The following is an 18,029-nucleotide window of genomic DNA, read 5'->3' on the forward strand; positions in this document are numbered from 1 at the left end:
TATGCTGATTACGCATTTGCATCACGGGTTGACTACGGCTAAACCTTCCAAGGCCCAGTTAACTTTTTGGTTCACTCTGAGTCTGACCTTTGCTGCTATCTACGGCTGCATGGCGCTACAGCAAGCGTTTAGCAGCGACTATGTGGTTCAGGATGATGCACGTCAGCATGTGTTTTGGATGCAGCGGTTTATTGATCCAGGATTGCTGCCAAATGATTTTATTGCTGACTATTTTCAATCCGTAGCGCCTTGGGGATACACCACCTTTTACCAACTGTTTGCCACGATTGGCATTCATCCTTTTCTGCTCAACAAGCTGTTGCCGATCGCGTTAGGGCTGATGATGACGGGCTACTGTTTTGGAGTCAGCTTACAACTGTTTCCGGTGCCTGCGGCGGGTTTTCTCGCAACCCTATTGCTGAACCAGAATGTTTGGATGAAGGATGATTTGATCTCCGCCACACCGAGAGCCTTCTTATATCCATTGTTTTTGGCATTTCTTTACTACCTGCTGCGCCGATCGCTCCTGCCTTGTTTGGTGGCGATCGCGTTGCAAGGGTTGTTTTATCCGCAAATTCTTTTGATTAGTGCTGGGACACTCGTTCTCACGTTAGTTCGGTGGGAAAATGGGCGGCTGAGTTTCTCCCGCGATCGCCAAGATTATGTGTTTTGTGCGGCAGGATTAGTCGTGGCATTTCTGGTGCTGTTGCCTTTCGTGTTGCAAACCTCGGACTTTGGGCCTGTCACTACAGCCACAGAAGCGAAACAGCTCCCAGAATACGGAGAGAAAGGTCGGAGTCGCTACTTTGTCGATAACCCTTGGGAGTTCTGGCTGGTTGCAGATCGCAGTGGTGTGTTTCCGGCGCTATGGTTGCCTCCCCTGCTGTTGGTAGGGTTACTGCTGCCGATCCTTTGGCGATCGCGCGATCGCTTTCCCCTGCTTCAACAAGTGCAGCCCCAAATCCGGTTGTTGGTTCAGCTTTTGGGGGCTTCGCTGGGGCTGTTTATCATCGCTCACCTGTTGCTATTTAAGCTGCAATTGCCCAGCCGTTATACCCAGCACAGTTTTCGAGTGATTACGGCGATCGCGGCAGGAATTGTCTTGGTCGCTTTACTAGAGGTATTGCTACGATGGGCAATCCAGTCTCAGTCCCTGAAAAAACAGCAGCTTGCTCTTGGCATTACCCTGTTGCTCAGTGGGGCTTTGTTGCTATATCCCAGTTATGACCGGAGTTTTCCCTCTACTAAATACAAAGTAGGTCAGGCTCCAGCTCTCTATGAGTTCTTGCAAAAAACACCAAAAGATAGTTTGGTGGCCTCGCTATCCGAGGAAGCCAATTTCCTACCCTATTTTGCTCAACGATCGATTTTGATCGGACGAGAGTACGCTATTCCTTTTCATCAGGGATATTACGACCAGTTCCGCCAAAGAGTCACAGACTTACTACAAGCACAGTACAGCCCCAACCTCGAGGCTGTTCAACAGGTGGTTCAGCAATACGGCATTGACTTTTGGCTCTTAGATCAAGAAGCTTTTACCCCCCATTACTTAGCAAGTAATCGTTGGCTGCGGCAGTTTCAACCTGTAGTGAGCGAGGCGCAAACTCTTCTAGAACAAGGGATTACGCCCGCGATCGCCCAAACCATGCCCCGTTGTACAGTCTTGAGTACAGAAAGCCTAATTTTGTTAGACACCAGCTGCGTTACCAAACCACCATCTAGCTAAGGTTCAGCCTGACCGTAACGAGCAGTGATGATATCGGGAGCGGGGTTCGGGTTAGCCCCAGTGCTCAACCAAGCCCACAGTTGGTCGCCCCAGGAGAAGTGCCACCATTCATTTAGATGTTGCAGAAAACCTGCACTCGTCATGACTTGCTTGAGGAGTTGGCGATTTTGGTGATACTGCTGCGCCTCCGATTCTGGCTGATTGGCGAAGAAATCCGGATAGGAGCGGGGGGAGATCTCATCAATGGGAGAACCCATATTTACAGTGGCACCGGATGCATCCACCAGCGTTACATCTACCGCAGCGCCCGTACTGTGCGGCGGCGGTGTAGCAGGGTTCACATTTGGGACAGCCCAAAACTGATGCACTTGCTCCCAGATTGTTTGTTTTTGAGCGTCTGTGAGTTCCTGAAGTTGTAGCCCTTGAGCCTGAGCCAATTCCGCGAACGTGTAGTCCACCATATATTGCTGCACTGCGATCGGGCGGTAAGCATCAAAAACTTGAATCCGCCAACCAGGACAATAGGCCTGTAGTTGCTGTTGGGCTTGGAGTAACCGAGCCACGACTTGTGTTCGTAAAAAATAAGGAGATTTGTTGCCATAGGGAGCGCCTAGCTTTTGGTAAGCATGGGGACATTCTGTGGAAAATACATCCAGCGGAATGGCTGCGAGGGGTTCTCCACATTCCGCGATCGCAATTCGCTGATAGGGTTTCATACAACTAAATCTATCGTTTTAGTAATTTAAAAATAGTTACAAAGATTGTGAAATAAAAATTTGATTCCTAAGTAATCCTAACTTTGCTCGGTGATTTTTATCGGGCTGATAGGATGAAATCATAAAGAAATTAAGTTGTTACTAGCGATAGGGAGTCACCCAAAAATTCATTATTTTAGCAATGTAACAGGCTCATTTGAAGAGGAGCGTTAACTCCTAGCTAAAATGTATAAGATTGCAGTCTTGGATGACGACGTTTACTGGAGTTTATCAGTTCAAAGATTCTTGAGAAAAGATTTTCTGGTAACTATCTTTACAGATCCTAATCATTTTTTTACCGTCGCAGCTCAGTACAATTTAGTCATTATTGATTTTGTTCTCGATCCCCTGTCTGAATCAGGCAACCAGCTAGATGGCTACGGCATTATTCACCGCTTAAAATCATCCTTGGAACATCCGCCTTTCTGCCTTTTAGTATCTGGCTGGATTGACAGAAATGGGTTAGCAGCAATCAGCCAACGACCCTATTTTATGGCCGACGATTTGGCAGCGAAAGATGCGGGTTTAGAGGTAATTTTGACAAAAGTGAAGCAACTGCTAGGGATGCCGTCACCACACTCGCACTCTTATTCTCAGTCGTAGGCGCATTCCTGCAACGAGCAGATTATGATGGAGAGCTAGATGGGAAGCCTCTGCTGCTGCCCGTTAAATTCTTCTGAACATTCAGCGGATTCAGTTTCATGGAAACAGTAGGTACAACAATTGGCAGCTACGCTCCAGACTTTGAACTCCCAGGAATAGATAATGCGGTTCACCATCTGGCCCGTTATCTAGAAAGGTCGAAAGCGGTAGGGGTGGTGTTTATGTGCAACCACTGTCCTTACGTACGGCTCTATCTAGACCGCCTTAAGCAAATTCAAGCCACCTTTCAAGCCCAAAAGTTTACCTTAATTGGCATAAACGCCAATGATGCGACGCAATACCCGGCTGACAGCTTCGAGAATATGAAGCACTTTGCGATCGAGCAACAGCTCAACTTCCCGTATCTACGAGATGTGACTCAAGACGTAGCTCGTAGCTTTGGGGTGAAAATAACGCCAGAAATTTTCTTGTTAGACCAAGCAGGCATTGTGCGCTATCACGGGCGTATTGATGACAACCCAGAAGACGCCAGTGCAGTGCGATCGCCCAACTTCCAAATTGCGATCGCCCGCGTTCTAGAAGGTACTCCAGTTCCTGTGTCCGAGACGGAGCCTGTCGGTTGTTCTGTAAAGTGGCGAGTTTAGCGGCTGGCATGGTCTGACCTCTCCCCAAACCCCTCTCCGACGCGGCAAGGGGCTTTGAATCTATCTCCCCTTCCCTGGTAGGGAAGAGGGGCTGGGGGTTAGGTCACAGGCAATTTGCACTCAGTCCTTCTAAAAGCTGACCTCCGACAGCTTAGTGTTATCTTTAGTTGGAGGCAATTTGAGTTAAGAAGTAGTCGCTACATGGGGATTGTTTATCAGCGGGTTTTGTTCAAACTAAGCGGTGAAGCCCTGATGGGCGATCTAGCTTATGGCATTGACCCAGCAGTGGTTCAAGCTATTGCCCAAGAAGTGGCAGATGTTGCGGCAACTGGAGTCCAAGTTGCGGTTGTCGTTGGCGGCGGCAATATCTTTCGCGGTGTCAAGGGAGCGGCAGCTGGGATGGATCGGGCAACTGCCGATTATATCGGGATGATTGCCACCGTCATGAATGCCATGACCTTGCAAGACTCTCTCGAACAGATTGGTGTGCCTACAAGGGTGCAAACCGCGATCGCAATGCAAGAAGTGGCAGAGCCTTACATTCGGCGGCGAGCCATTCGTCATCTCGAAAAAGGGCGCGTGGTAATCTTTGGGGCGGGTTCTGGCAATCCCTTCTTTACAACCGACACGACAGCAGCTTTACGAGCGGCAGAAATCAGTGCGGATGTGTTGTTTAAGGCGACTAAAGTGGATGGGGTTTACGACTCCGATCCGCACCTCAATCCAAACGCCCGCAGATACAAAAGCCTGACCTACGCCCATGTTTTGCAGCAAGATTTGCGCGTAATGGATAGTACTGCGATCGCACTGTGCAAAGATAACAACATTCCTATTATTGTGTTTGACCTCTCGGTACGTGGCAACCTTCTACGCGCCGTGACGGGAGAACCCATTGGAACGATTGTGGGAGGTTCTTGTGAAATTAGCTGACGCTGAAAATTCGATGCAAAAAGCCGTTGAATCGACTCAACGGTCTTTTAATACAATTCGGACGGGACGAGCCAACACATCCCTACTCGACCGAGTCATGGTGGAATATTATGGAGCCCCAACGCCGCTCAAGTCCCTAGCAACCATTAATACTCCAGATGGCAGCACGATTACGGTGCAACCCTTCGATCGCGGTAGCTTGAGTTTGATCGAAAAAGCCATTTCCCTGTCCGACATTGGCTTAACCCCTAGCAACGATGGCTCAACCATTCGCCTAAATATTCCACCGCTCACCAGCGATCGCCGTAAAGAACTCGTGAAGCTAGCGGCAAAGTTCGCGGAAGAAGGCAAAGTCTCAGTTCGTAATGTGCGCCGCGATGCGGTTGATAGCGTCCGCAAACAAGAAAAAGCTGGCGAAGTGTCCGAAGATGAAGCGCGGGACTTACAGGACAAAATTCAAAAGCTGACGGACAAGTACATTGCCAGAATTGAAGAAGTCTTGGCAGAAAAGGAGAAAGATATCACCACAGTCTAAAAGGACAGTCTAGGGAGCTATGCTCAATCGCTGTTCTGAAGCTCAGCTTAGACGTATTGAAGCGCTGGCATGGGTGTCTGACGAACTATATAAGCTAAGTGCATGGGATAACCCTGAACGGAGTAAATTGTATCGATGCACTTCAATGCAGTCTCGCGATTCTGATAAGAACGCAGAACTCGCTTACTGCCATTGGCATACTGCACACATACTTCCCATTTCATCTGCTTAGCCTCATTTCAAGCGTGTTTTGCCGCTCAGAACTTCATCAATCCTTCACAAACTATCCTAGAGGTCACATAGCGACTTTGCACTCAGTGCATTCAATGAACTGTATAACTGTAGTGATTTCACGGATTGATTGTTGTTGAGACGGCACAAATTCCTCCACTTTGAAACTTGAATTGCCAAGCACACTTGTGAAACCCCTGCTGTTTTCCCCTGAAAGACGGCAGGGTTATTCGTATGCTGTTTTACGATTTAAGCTCAACGTGGAAACATTCACCGAGTTACTTCGGTCTGTCAGCTCTGGATGGAATGAGATGATGAGGATTGTCTAGTTGAGCACTTCAACTAAAAGTGTTGGGTTTAGATGCCACTTCCTGTCCTGAGTGTCCTAAGAGATCAGCAAGGCTGGAGTTGTGAACTGATATTCAAGAGTGAGATGCGAGCATGATGTTTGACTGCATTATCGTCGGCGCAGGGCCAGCGGGAGGAACTGCCGCTTACCACTTAGCCAAGCAAGGCCGTTCTGTCCTGCTGCTAGAAAAAGAATCTCTACCCCGTTACAAACCTTGCGGAGGTGGAGTCTCGCCTCAAGTCGCCCAATGGTTTGACTTCGACTTCACGCCAGCGATTTCACTCAAGGTCAACTCCGTACGCTTCACCTGGAACATGGAAGATCCAGTGGAAGTAGAGCTAAAAACTCCAGAGCCCATGTGGATGGTGCGGCGAGATGTGTTTGATCACTTCTTAGTACAGCAAGCCCAAAAGCAGGGAGTAGAGCTACGAGACAACACGGAAGTCACAGGAATTCAGTTTAAGAGCGACCACTGGCAAGTAGATACAGCGAATGGCCCCGTTACAGGCCGCTACCTCATCGCTGCGGATGGTGCCAAAGGCCCAATGGCGAAGTGGCTAAAATTCAAAGAACGGAAGCGGCGCTTGGCAGGAGCTTTGGAAGCAGAGGTGCCCGCTCAAGTAGAAAGCGGCAACCCCATTCACTTTGAGTTCGGCATGGTCAAGAATGGCTACATCTGGAACTTCCCTAAAGCAGATGGCTATTCCCTGGGTATCGGTACATTCCGAGGGGGTGAGCCTCAGGATATGAAGGCTTTGCTGGCTGAGTATGCCACCCTGTTCGGCGTGGATGTAAAGTCTAGCCAACAATATGGCCACCCACTGTGCCTGTGGGACGGCAATCAGAAACTACACACCCAAAATGCGGTACTAGCAGGAGAGGCAGCTTGTGTCGTTGATCCCTTTACCGCAGAAGGTATTCGGCCTTCCATTTTCAGTGGCATGAAGGCGGCTGAAGCTGTTAGTCAAGCTTTAGCAGGCGATCGCAATGCTCTAGAGCGCTATACGCAGATCATCAACGAAGAATGGGGCGAAGATATGGCCTGGGCACAACGCATCGCGGGTCTGTTCTATCGGGTGCCTGGAATTGGTTATAAGGTTGGCATCAAGCGCCCTTCCGCCACAGAGCGCATGGGCAAAATTCTCTGTGGAGAGTTGCGCTACGCCGATGTCGCCAACCGAGCGATTAAGCGGCTCACGAGCAATTTAATTCCTGGCATGGGCGGTTGAAAAGCTATACCCCATGCACCCCTAGGGCGTACGCGGTGCGCCCTACATTTATTTAGAAACTTGCTGTTGATAGGCAAGATAAACCGCCTCTAAAAACAAATCTGGTGTCGTATTCGACGGTACCTTCTCTAATAAAATCACCTCCTTCACCTGACGAGCCAACTGTAAATTGACTTCTGACCTGGCCTTGGCAGACATTTCACTGCGACGTTGCAAGTATTCTCTAATCACAGCAAAGTCATCGGGCAGTAGGTGAGATAAATCCGCAAGTTGGAGCAACTGAACCGCCAAATCTTGGGCTGCCTGAGACGTTGAGAACGCGGTGGCAGTGGGGTGCTCGTCTTGGACTACAACGGTGCCCGCTAGCCAATCACCAAGACGCTTTTCTTTTCGACCAAAGGCAATTAGAAACATGCCCAGAAACAAGGTGTCATCAAGAGGGCGGAGCAAGGCGCGTAAGGTAGCCTGAGCAATACCTATAGGTCTGCCGTCATCCCGCAGCACCCGAATTTTGGTGTAGCGTTTACCAGGGGTTTGTCCCCGCCAAAGGGCTTCAAAACCAACAAAATATCCTTCATAGATAACGAAATTGATCAAGACTGTGATGGCTCGCAACCACAGATCGACATCATCGGCCCTACCAAAAACGCCAACGAAAAACTCTAGAACTTGGTCAGCAACAAAGAGCCAAAAGAACAGAGCCAAGATGAAGGGGATTAACAACACCATGTAGTCAATCAGGAGCGCTAAGGCTCTGTTGCCAATCCCTGCCAACGTAAACTCCAGTTCTACACTTTCGGGTGTCTGGAGAGTAATGCGATTGAAAAAGCGCATAGCAGCCTTACAGTAACTCTTAGCAAAAGCAATTACGGAGTGCCGCGATCGCGCAGCTTAAAGCCCATCCCTTCTCGACGACCTTTGAGGTCATAGTAGACAGCCGCTTTAATGGCTTGCCAAAAGGGAGCAGTGACAATGCTGGTAAAAATAATTAACCCAATGCTGACCAGCAGGGAGATCAAGAACAAGCCTATGGCTCCAGCATCAGGCCCTCCTCCAGTGACGGATACTGCGGCCAAAGACGCGATCGCTAGGATCAGTGGAATAATTGCTAAAACAATGAGCGGAAAGGTAATCAAACCTGCCACTAGCACCACCCCTTGTAGCCTTAGCACATGCCCCTGAGTTAACTCCCAAGAGCGACTAATGGCCTTAGTTCCATCCACCTGGTTTTCCAGAGCTAGCACCACGTCAGGAATAAAAAATCTAGAGTAAGCCCAAATGTAGATCACGAGAACCACAATGCTAGTAATGGCGCTAACCAGACCTATAAGGGCAGACTCGGCCCCCAAGATACCTCCTAGTATCCCTAAAAGAATTGCCTGAGCGATCGATAGGCCAAAGTTAACCCCAAAAAGAATCAGTCCGACTAGAAGTTGCACCACTAAAAATTGCCAAAGCTTTGGCTCCAGTTGGTTGCGAGCGGTGCTGGTGCTCTCTGGCTGATTCACTAAATCTTGAAAAGCTAAACGTGAAATTGCAGCATTGATAGTGGATGCTTTAGCCCAGCCATAGACGGGAATAATAGCCCACAAAACTGCTTTACAAGCCAATCCTAAGTACTGCTTGAAATGAGAGCGATAGAGTTGGAACCCCGCACTCACAATGTTACCGATACTGAGGGGCCGAATAGGACTAGAAGGGCTCAAATTGGGCGACGACACGAGCCAAGTTCTCCTGGGAATGAATGGAACCAGATTGACGCTATCTTAGGCTACGCTTAGCTTAGAGCGGAATGAAAATTTACAAAGTATGAATATTCAGCGCTGGATTGCACGGCGTGAACCGAACTGGAAACGCTTAGATGCCTTACTGAAGCAAGTCGAAAAACGAGGATTAAAGACACTTCCAGCCGCTGAAATTAAAGAATTAGCCAGTTTATATCGCTCCGTTTCAGCGGATTTAGCCCGTGCCCGTACTAATCAAGTTGGGGCTGCTTTGGTGCAAGACTTGCAGACCCTCACTTCTCGCAGCTATACGCAAATTTATCAAGGCTCCAGACGGCAGGAATGGCAAGCGGCTCTAGATTTTTACCGCTGGGGCTTTCCAGCTTTGGTGCAAGAAACGTGGACCTACATTGCTTTAGCAACCGCGTGTTTTCTCGTTGGGGCTTTAGTAGCTTGGTGGTTCGCTTGGCAAGACCCGACCTTTTTATCGCTGATAGTGCCGGGTGAACTGATTACCAAAGTGCGAGACAAAGGTGAATTGTGGATGGGGTCGATTGTGGGGATTGAACCCCTCGCTTCCAGTCAAATTATGACCAACAATTTGTCAGTATCTTTTGGGGCGATCGCGGGGGGCATAACCGCAGGACTTTACACCCTATTTCTATTAGTTTTCAACGGATTAAGTATTGGAGCGATCGCTACTTTGGTAGGCCAAAATAATTTAGCTTATCCATTTTGGGCCTTTGTCTTTCCCCACGGTTCGCTAGAGTTGCCTGCCATTTTTCTAGCAGGAGGAGCAGGCTTACTGATCGCCAAAGGGCTGTTGTTTCCAGGTAAATATCGCCGTGCTGATGCCTTGCGGCTGTATGGCACGAAGGCAGCGCAGCTAACCTATGGCATTGTACCCATGCTGATTATTGCGGGAATCATTGAAGGCTTTTTCTCGCCTAGCCCCGTCATTCCTTCGTCTTTGAAATACCTTACAGGGATGGGAATTTTTACACTTTTTTTGATGTATTGCAGTCGTAGAAAACTAACAGAGCAAAGTGGCTAAAGCTGATTCCGGGCTTTTAGTTGTAGGTAGCGATCGACCAATTGCTCGGTAATTTGATGGGCAGGCGCATCTAAAACAAGTACTCCTTTTTGACGTAGCTCCGCGAAGGCGACTTGACGTTGCGCCAGTAAATCTAAAGCCACAGCCCGACTATAAGTAGCGGGCACATCCTGGGTTAGGGCGTGGGCTTGTTGATCGACTTGGGGGTCGCGCAGAGTGACGCAAAAAGGCAAATAACGCGGTTTAAGGCGGGCGAGAGCGGCTAATAACTCAGCCGAAGCAGTGGTATCAATTACGTCTGTAATCACTACGACTAGGGCACGACGAGTTTGTTGGTTGACCATGCGAGTCACAGCCCCCAAATAGTCTGGTTCCAGTAACTCCGGTTGCATCGGCGTTAAACGCTCAATTAGCTTGGTGAGATGGTGCTGACCCCGCTCTGGCGGAATCCAGGTGTGAAGCTGGCGATCGAACACTCCCACCCCCACGCGATCGCCCCGATTCAGACCTGCCAAAGCTAGAGACAACGTGGCATTCAAGCCCCAGTCAAACCGAGTTAGACCGTGAACCCGCGCGCTCATCAAACGGCCTCGATCCAGCAAGACAATTAAGGTTTGTTCTTGCTCTGGCTCCAACACTCGCACTAAAGGACGGCTCCGGCGAGCGGTGGCTTTCCAGTCGATCAAACGCGGATCATCTCCTAAGCCATATTCTCGTAATTCGGCAAATTCGGTGCCCATTCCCAACCGACGAGCTTGGCGGACGCTGCCAGTAGACTGCAAAGTCAGGCGAATCGAGAGCGATCGCAACCCCAACAAATCTGGATAAACATCCACTGTTTGAGTTTGGGGCACTTGCCAATCTCGCCAAGCTAACCCCCAAGCCCCCAGTTGCCGCACCTGGATATTGCCCCATTGAAACTGCCCGCGCTGGGTGGGGTGAATCGTGTAAGTTAGCTCCTGGCTACTGTTAGCAGGTAAGGTGGCTTGCAGGCTCGAAGCTGAAACGCTAAACACAGTGGGGTAAGCATCTCGGACTTGAATCCTGGCAGGTTGTGCGCCTGTCTGCACTGCCAACACCACTGGATTATCTCGACCGATCGAGAGACGATGCAGCGGTTGGCGCTCAATTTTGATTTGATGCGATCGCACCTGCCGAGCATCCCAAAAAGCTAAACCCAAAACCACAGCATCAAACAGCAGCAACCCCAGCACCGCCAAGAGTGGTTCAGACTGACCAGGCCAAAGTGCCGTCAAAATGGTGGCGATCGCCATGCCGATGAAGAGTAAACCGTAAACTCGCCAGGAAGGAATCATCGGGGTACTGGAACTTGATTGAGGACTGAACCAATCACAGCGTCGATTTTGAGGCCATCGAGTTGCGCTTCGGGGCGGAGGATGAGGCGATGGCGGAGTAGGGGAGGGGCGATCGCTTTGATGTCATCGGGGGTGACGAAATCTCGCCCAGATAGCCAAGCTTGAGCTTTACTCACTTGCAACCAGGCAACGGTAGCCCGAGGCGAAGCACCTAAAGCTAAATCTGGATGTTGTCGGGTGCGTTGTACCACAGCTAGCAAGTAATCCAATACAGGCTCCTCGACTTTGACCGCTTTAGCAGCTTGGCGAGCTTGCAAAATTTGCTCCACCGTCGCGATCGCTTTGAGCCGAGCTAGATCCAGACGACGCGATTGGAACCCTGCTTGGCTATTCAGCAGCATTTGCTTTTCCGCTTTAGCGTCGGGGTAGTCAACCAAAAGCTTGAATAAAAAGCGGTCTAGTTGCGCTTCGGGGAGGGGATAGGTGCCTTCAAATTCCAGAGAGTTTTGGGTAGCAATCACCCAGAACAACGGCGGTAGCGGCATGCTTTCGCCATCCAGCGTCACCTGCTGTTCTTCCATCGCTTCCAGCAGAGCGGCTTGGGTTTTGGGTGGCGTGCGGTTGATTTCATCTGCCAACAAGATTTCGGTGAAAACCGGGCCTTTTTTTAAGATGAAGCTGCGTGTGTTCAGGTCAAAAATATTCGTGCCCAAAATGTCAGACGGCAAAATGTCGGGGGTGAGCTGAATGCGGCGAAAATCAGCTTGTACCAGTTGGGCCAATACTTTGACTAGGAGCGTTTTGCCTGTACCGGGTACGCCTTCTAGGATCACATGGCCGTTAGCGAGTAAAGCGATCAGCAGTTGCCGCACTAGGGCAGGCTGACCCACAATAACTTGGCTGAGAGCCTGGCCCAGGCGCGTGATTACCGCATGCGTTTCGGTCATAGGTTCTTTAATAGCGAGGTAGATGGTGGCGAACGGTCTGGATTTTTTCTAGCCAAATTAGCAAGTCACGATCGCTGACCTTTTGACCGCGCGATCGCAGTTGTAGCATGTCTGCTAATTCTGCGGCAGGTCGTCCGGTTTGTTGAGTCCAAGCAATCAGCAAAGTTTCAGAGTCTAATAATTGATTGCCCAACCCTAAAGCCCGTTGCACTTGTAATTGTTCTTCTTTGCGAATCGTGTCAATCACAAATTCGCTAGATTCCGCTTTGTGCAAAACTCCTGCTAGAGCTTCAATGTAAGCCTTACTGTTATCCACAGCGGGAGCGGTGACTGAAATCGGCTGACCAAAACGACGGTTGTGCGCCCAAATGCCTAAGAGCAGTAATACTGCAACTTGAATGAATCCAGGCAGCAGAGCAGTGTTGACTAAATAAGCTAGCAAGCTGCGCGATCGCTTTTCTGGAGTTGTAGCGGTAGCGTTGCTGGGATTGCGGTAGCCATGCAGATATTCGTCTACCCAAATTGGCTGCTTAGACTCAGTTACCAATCGGGCTAAAAACTCATAATTAACGCGATGGTCTTGATAGGCATTGGCCGCAAGATAAGGGGTAGTCGCCCAAATCACCTGGCCTTGCCCCAGAGATTGCTGCCAAACCACCGCGCCAAAGCGATCGCCTAGCTTCAAGCTGGTTGTTTCCTGCTTGGTCAAGTAGTGTCGTCTTCGCGTGTCTACCTGTACATCCCCAGCGGGGCTGGTTTGCAACGTGCGGAAAGTTGCATCGGTGACAGGGGTTCGTGCGCCTAAAATTACCAGCGTATTGCCTGTCTCCACCCAGGTTTTCTGGCGATCCGCTAAGACTGGTTCCTTCAGCCCGCTGTTGATTTGTAATAAGGTGGTTTTTCCTGGACTAAATGGATTTTGCGCCAGTTGTTCAAACGGCTGTTGCCACCGTTGGATGGGAGTGCCTCGCTCGCTCATAAAGCTATACCAAGCGCCGTATCCGTCGGGACCACGACTATAAGTGGAACCACTGCGGGAGGCATTCTGGGTCGGAGCGGTCAGCAATGTAAGTAAAGCGATCGCTCCCACGATCAAAAGCCCAAACCACATTTGCCGCCGAGAAAGATTTTGAGCAGGATTCATGAAGGATGGCTCCCAGCAGGAACACGGCTCTCAATTTCTTGATAGGCTTTCTGACACCGATTCAACGTTTCTAGCGAGATCGCCATATTGTTAAACCGCAATTGCTCGTGCGTCGTAATTAATAGCTGGTAGAGCGAAGCTTGGGGAAAATGTTGCACTAGCTGCCAATATTCGCCATTAGTGCGGCTGGCTTCCAAAGGCACTAAATTGGTTTCGCTTAAATATTGCAGCAGTGCAAAATACAGAGCTTGAAAGGCTTCTGGGTAATTGCCTTGGCGTTGGTAGTCTTGCGATCGCTGAAACCATCCAGCAGCATCAAGTTGGCTGACTTGAGCGTTCGTAGCAGGGCGGACTCTAGATCGCCGCAACCAAGCAGGGAACTTTAGAGTACGCAAAGAGGGCCAAAAGGTTTGTAACAACTGCCAAACGATCCAAAGCAAACAAAATCCCGCGAGTAACCAAAAAGCGACCCGTAAAAAGGATTCGATCACATCCGTTAACCAACTGGGTAAAGGCTGTGGATCTTGGCGATCGGGGTTGACCGAGAGTTTGCTCAGTTGTAACTCAATCCACTCTCCCGCTTGCCGCAACAACTGCTGGGTCTGCCAGCTAATGTTAGTCTTCTCAAAGGAACCTGTTGGCATGAATGCATACCATCTGGAAAGGAAGGATACGGTTTTGCCCTATTATCAACGATTCCTGAGCTTTGGCCTATGGGCGATAGAACCTTCACTCGCGATCGCTCAGTGGTGCTGGTAATTGATACAAATTCTTGCAATGAACCGGATTCTGTTTAAATAGCTCTGCAAGTGTAAGATGACCATTTATTTCTACAAAATTAGCGATCCCTACGGCTGTTTTTCCAACTTTTCTCCCCACCCAATCGATATTGCAGATCACACCTGGGCCACGGTTGAGCATTATTACCAGTCACAAAAGTTTATTGGCACCGAACATGAGTCTCTAATCACCACAATTCGAGCGGTAAATACTCCTGAAGAAGCGGCAGCTTTGGGGCGCGATCGCTGTCGAGTACTACGAGAAGATTGGGAACAAGTCAAGACAGAAATTATGTATCAAGCGGTTTTGACCAAGTTTTTGACTCATTCAGAGATTCAAGCCATTTTGCTCTCTACTCAAGACGCATTAATTGTGGAAGACTCCCCTACCGATTACTACTGGGGCTGTGGCTCTCAGAGGACTGGGCAAAACCAACTAGGTAAGATTTTAATGCAAGTTCGTCAAGCCATTCAACTGCAACTAGCTCGGAAATAGCTCGAAAGCGGCATGACAAAAGCTGAATTTTGGGCGTGGGTTTCGCAACTTAGTAAGACAAGAAATATCGTGAAAATGTTATTGATTTTTCTTAAGTAATTTTGAGAAATTTTTAGATGCTTTTACCGATGTCGGCTGTGCTCAAAAACGGCAAAATACATCTAGACCTTTTGGGTTCTTTTAGATCTAATCCGCTATTAAGTCATTGAATAGAGAAATGCCAGAAATGCAGGATTTACAGCTCAGTATTGATCATCAAGATCATGAGGTTTTACTTCACAAAATCACCACCTGCATTCGGCAATCTCTAGAGCTACAGGAAATCTTGATCGCGACTGTCCGAGAAATGCGGTCATTCCTGAGAAGCGATCGCGTCATGATTTATCGCTTTCGTGCAGATGAAAGTGGCGAAGTGATTGCGGAGTCCATTGAGCGCGATCGCCTCCCTTCCTTATCGGGCCTCAGTTTTCCCGCCGATGATATTCCGCCACATGCGCGGGCACTGTTTCTAAAAGCTCGGCAACGCTCCATTGTAGACCTCGCCTCCGAGCAAATTGGGTTAAGCCCTCTAGACAACCCAGACACTGGGATGCCTCTGACAGGAGAAGATATCCGCTATCGCCCTGTAGACCCTTGCCATGTCGCGTACTTAACGGCAATGGGGGTGAAGTCTTCCTTAGTGGTGCCAATTTTGCACCAAGATATGCGGACCCAAGCAGAAGAACCGATTCTGTGGGGGCTGCTCGTGTCTCACCATGCTGAACCTCGCGCGGTTACTGAGTCAGAGTTACAGGTGGTGCAGCAAGTCGCAGACCAAGTTTCCATTGCGATCGCTCAATCAGAATTGTTACGGCAAGCCAGATCCCAAGCTGAGAAAGAAGCCAGCATCAATCAAATTGCAGGCCTGCTGCATACCCTCCCCACGCTGCAACTCCAAGCAGCTTTAGAGCGGGCAGTCACGTTAATGCAAGGGTCGGGAGGTAGGCTCTATGCTTTTGAACCTCATGCCCCTTCCTCCTTCACCTTGGCGATCTGTGGCTCCCAACCGCAGATGCCAGGACAAACCGAGCCTTGGGTGATCGAGCAAAGCCCAATGTGGCAGCGGTATTTCCAACCTGGATTACAGAGTGAGTCTCACAAGCTCATCTGTGTCACCGACCTCTATAGAGAGCCACAACTGCGAGTCTTAGCTCCTGCTTTTCAAGCAACTCGGATTCGTGGCATTTTGGTCGTGCCGCTCCAGTATCGCCAGCAATTCCTGGGCTACCTGAGTGTTTTTCGAGATGCGATCGATACTGAAACCATGTGGGCAGGACGGTTTGACCCCGACCAGCGACAACTCCAGCCCCGCAACTCCTTTGAGGTTTGGCGAGAACTCAAGCAAGGTCAAGCTTTGACGTGGACTCCAGAAGATGGAGAACTGGCGATCGCATTAGGCGACCACTTCTCTATGGCAATTCAGCAGCAGCAACTCTACCAACAAATACAAGGGTTGAATGTCAGTTTAGAGTTGCAAGTTCAGAAACGCACCACTGAATTGGAGCAAGCCTTAGAGTCTGCTCGTTTGCTCAGACAAGTCAGTGACCAAATTCGCAGCACCCTCAACCTGCCGACGATTTTGCAAACCATTGTGCGAGAAGTACGGGGGTTGCTCGATACCGATCGCGTGGTGATTTATCAATTTGTCCGAGGTTGGCAAGGGGAAATTGTCGTTGAGGAAGTGGCAGGAGAGTGGGCATCGATTCTGCATGAAAAATATGCCGATGAATGCTTCCCGGCTGAACACGCCAGCTTATACCAGCACGGTCGAATTCGGGCGGTTGATCATGTGAAGCAATCTGACCTGCATCCTTGCCATATCGAGTTTTTAAGCAATCTGCAAGTGCAGGCTAACTTGGTCGTGCCGATTCGGATGGGGGAGCAATTGTGGGGCTTGTTGATTGCTCACGAGTGTCGAGGGCCTCGTCGCTGGCAATCCTTTGAAATCGAGTTGCTAGAGCAATTGGCTGACCAGGCGGCGATCGCAATTCAACAGGCCGAGTTATACGAGCAAAGCTGTGCAACGGCAGCAATGGCAACAGCACAAGCTAGACAGATTGAGCAAACTGCTGAGCAACAGCAAGCTCTGTTTGAGGTCATTACCAAAATTCGGGAATCGCTAGATCTACAAACAATTTTTCAGGCAACGGCGAGAGAAGTGCGCCAACTGCTCAACGTCGATCGCGTCGGGATGTTTCGATTTGAGCCAGAGTCTAGTTACCAAGATGGTATCTTTGTCTCCGAAAGTCTGCTGCCTGGTTTTACCTCGGTGCTAGACCTCAGAGTTCATGACCACTGCTTTGGCGAACAGTATGCCCCGTTTTATCAACAAGGTCGCATTCAAGCGGTGTCTGATCTGTATGCTACGAACTTGAGTGATTGCCACCTGAAGATTTTGGAGCGGTTTCAAGTCAGAGCCAATTTGGTAGTGCCGCTGATTCAAAGTGACGAACTCTGGGGCTTGTTGTGTGTACATCAATGCTCTCAGCCTCATGAGTGGACAACGGCTGAGATTGAGTTTGTCACCCAAATTGCGGCTCAGTTGGGAGTCGCGATTCAACAAGCAGAACTGCTCACCCAAACGCAGCATCAGACGGTGCAACTCGCCCAAACCCTGAACGAATTGCAACAAACCCAAACCCAACTGATCCAGACGGAAAAAATGTCGAGTCTGGGGCAGTTAGTGGCTGGAGTGGCCCACGAAATCAACAATCCCGTCAATTTCATTTATGGCAATGTGAGCTACGCCAGCGAATACACCAAGGAGTTACTCACGCTTCTCCAGCTTTATCAACAACACTACCCCCAGCCTGAACGTCCGATTCAAGATTATGCTGCGGCGATCGATCTTGACTTTTTGGCGGCAGACTTGCCCAAAATGTTGGCTTCTATGAAGGTTGGAGCCGATCGCATTCGGCAGATTGTGCTGTCGCTGCGGAATTTCTCGCGGTTAGACCAAGCCGAGAAAAAACCCGTAGATATTCATGAAGGCATTGATAGTACTTTGATGATTTTGCAACATCGCCTCGGCTTAGCCAATGATCCACTGGCGATCAAAGTGGTGAAGCAGTACGGCCTGCTGCCCTTGGTGGAGTGCTATGCAGGTCAGCTTAACCAAGTCTTTATGAATATTATTAGTAATGCCATTGATGCGATCGTCAATGCCAACCAACAGGGCCTTGAGCAAGGGGTTCCACTCAACCCAGGGGTGATTGAAATTGAGACAGAACTGATGCACCTAGAAAATAGTGCGGGTTCTCACATGCTAATTCGCATCAGTGACAATGGCCCTGGTATGCCAGAAACGGTGCGATCGCGAATTTTTGACCCCTTCTTCACCACTAAGCCTGTGGGCCAAGGCACAGGGCTAGGTCTGTCTATCAGCTATCAAATTGTGGTAGAGAAACATGGCGGCATACTCAAATGCGAATCGCAACTTGACCAGGGAACCCAGTTCTTGATTGAGATTCCGCTGTGCCAAAGCTCGGTCGCTCCAGTCGCGATCGCTAGTTCAACTACCTAACCCCA

The 18,029-nt window shown here is 49.5% G+C and carries 17 protein-coding genes; 9 read left to right on the top strand and 8 right to left on the bottom strand.

The features are described from left to right. The first annotated feature begins 1 nt into the window (after position 1). The gene (locus KME12_11830) at positions 2–1,726 is read left to right on the top strand and encodes a hypothetical protein (GenBank protein ID MBW4488469.1); all 1,725 of its coding nucleotides are present in this window, start codon (positions 2–4) and stop codon (positions 1,724–1,726) included. On the opposite strand, the gene KME12_11835 is transcribed toward KME12_11830, so the two are convergent. Then, complete coding sequence (locus KME12_11835; protein MBW4488470.1) at positions 1,723–2,442, bottom strand: D-alanyl-D-alanine dipeptidase; 720 nt, start codon at positions 2,440–2,442, stop codon at positions 1,723–1,725. The two genes, KME12_11830 and KME12_11835, sit on opposite strands and share 4 nt — an antisense overlap. A 225-nt stretch (positions 2,443–2,667) precedes the next feature. Between KME12_11835 and KME12_11840 the strand changes: the two genes are divergently transcribed. The 4 genes from KME12_11840 (at position 2,668) to frr (ending at position 5,193) form a co-directional block, all read left to right on the top strand. Next, positions 2,668–3,084 carry a hypothetical protein gene (locus KME12_11840; GenBank protein MBW4488471.1) on the top strand — a complete coding sequence of 139 codons (417 nt, stop codon included), beginning with the start codon at positions 2,668–2,670 and terminating at the stop codon, positions 3,082–3,084. A gap of 98 nt (positions 3,085–3,182) precedes the next feature. Beyond that, entirely contained in the window at positions 3,183–3,728 is a 546-nt protein-coding gene (locus KME12_11845; GenBank protein MBW4488472.1) for a thioredoxin family protein, read from the top strand. A gap of 201 nt (positions 3,729–3,929) precedes the next feature. Beyond that, positions 3,930–4,658, top strand: coding sequence for a UMP kinase (pyrH, locus tag KME12_11850; GenBank protein MBW4488473.1), 729 nt, complete (start codon positions 3,930–3,932; stop codon positions 4,656–4,658). After that, the gene (gene frr, locus KME12_11855; protein MBW4488474.1) at positions 4,645–5,193 is read left to right on the top strand and encodes a ribosome recycling factor; all 549 of its coding nucleotides are present in this window, start codon (positions 4,645–4,647) and stop codon (positions 5,191–5,193) included. Before pyrH ends, frr begins: the two co-directional genes overlap by 14 nt. Before the next feature lie 47 nt (positions 5,194–5,240). Here frr and KME12_11860 read toward each other — a convergent pair whose 3' ends face one another. Then, positions 5,241–5,417, bottom strand: a complete 177-nt coding sequence (locus KME12_11860) for a family 2 glycosyl transferase (protein MBW4488475.1) — start codon at positions 5,415–5,417, stop codon at positions 5,241–5,243. 451 nt (positions 5,418–5,868) lie between these two features. On the opposite strand from KME12_11860, the gene KME12_11865 reads away from it, so the two are divergent. Beyond that, positions 5,869–7,002: a geranylgeranyl reductase family protein gene (locus tag KME12_11865; GenBank protein ID MBW4488476.1), complete on the top strand. Its 1,134-nt coding sequence runs from the start codon at positions 5,869–5,871 to the stop codon at positions 7,000–7,002. A gap of 48 nt (positions 7,003–7,050) precedes the next feature. Here the strand turns inward: KME12_11865 and KME12_11870 are convergent, their stop codons facing one another. Further along, positions 7,051–7,836, bottom strand: coding sequence for an RDD family protein (locus KME12_11870; protein MBW4488477.1), 786 nt, complete (start codon positions 7,834–7,836; stop codon positions 7,051–7,053). A gap of 32 nt (positions 7,837–7,868) precedes the next feature. Further along, positions 7,869–8,723 (bottom strand): hypothetical protein, encoded by an 855-nt coding sequence (locus KME12_11875; GenBank protein MBW4488478.1) that lies wholly within the window; start codon positions 8,721–8,723, stop codon positions 7,869–7,871. Positions 8,724–8,811: 88 nt separating this feature from the next. Between KME12_11875 and KME12_11880 the strand changes: the two genes are divergently transcribed. Beyond that, positions 8,812–9,780, top strand: a complete 969-nt coding sequence (locus KME12_11880; protein MBW4488479.1) for a stage II sporulation protein M — start codon at positions 8,812–8,814, stop codon at positions 9,778–9,780. On the opposite strand, the gene KME12_11885 is transcribed toward KME12_11880, so the two are convergent. From KME12_11885 to KME12_11900, 4 genes are read right to left on the bottom strand one after another with little or no spacing between them, the layout of a single operon-like run. Further along, positions 9,777–11,096: a DUF58 domain-containing protein gene (locus tag KME12_11885; GenBank protein MBW4488480.1), complete on the bottom strand. Its 1,320-nt coding sequence runs from the start codon at positions 11,094–11,096 to the stop codon at positions 9,777–9,779. The genes KME12_11880 and KME12_11885 overlap by 4 nt on opposite strands. Next, positions 11,093–12,043 (bottom strand): MoxR family ATPase, encoded by a 951-nt coding sequence (locus tag KME12_11890; GenBank protein MBW4488481.1) that lies wholly within the window; start codon positions 12,041–12,043, stop codon positions 11,093–11,095. Before KME12_11890 ends, KME12_11885 begins: the two co-directional genes overlap by 4 nt. Positions 12,044–12,050: 7 nt before the next feature. Further along, positions 12,051–13,154, bottom strand: coding sequence for a DUF4350 domain-containing protein (locus tag KME12_11895; GenBank protein MBW4488482.1), 1,104 nt, complete (start codon positions 13,152–13,154; stop codon positions 12,051–12,053). Between the two features lie 29 nt (positions 13,155–13,183). Beyond that, entirely contained in the window at positions 13,184–13,831 is a 648-nt protein-coding gene (locus KME12_11900; protein MBW4488483.1) for a DUF4129 domain-containing protein, read from the bottom strand. Positions 13,832–14,003: 172 nt separating this feature from the next. Between KME12_11900 and KME12_11905 the strand changes: the two genes are divergently transcribed. Both KME12_11905 and KME12_11910 read left to right on the top strand, forming a co-directional pair. Then, on the top strand, positions 14,004–14,462 hold the full coding sequence (locus KME12_11905; GenBank protein ID MBW4488484.1) for an NADAR family protein: 459 nt from the start codon (positions 14,004–14,006) through the stop codon (positions 14,460–14,462). 217 nt (positions 14,463–14,679) lie between these two features. Continuing rightward, positions 14,680–18,024, top strand: coding sequence for a GAF domain-containing protein (locus KME12_11910; protein MBW4488485.1), 3,345 nt, complete (start codon positions 14,680–14,682; stop codon positions 18,022–18,024). The last annotated feature ends 5 nt before the right edge of the window (positions 18,025–18,029 follow it).

Origin of the sequence: Trichocoleus desertorum ATA4-8-CV12 (assembly GCA_019358975.1) — a bacterium.
Taxonomy (GTDB): domain Bacteria; phylum Cyanobacteriota; class Cyanobacteriia; order FACHB-46; family FACHB-46; genus Trichocoleus; species Trichocoleus desertorum_A.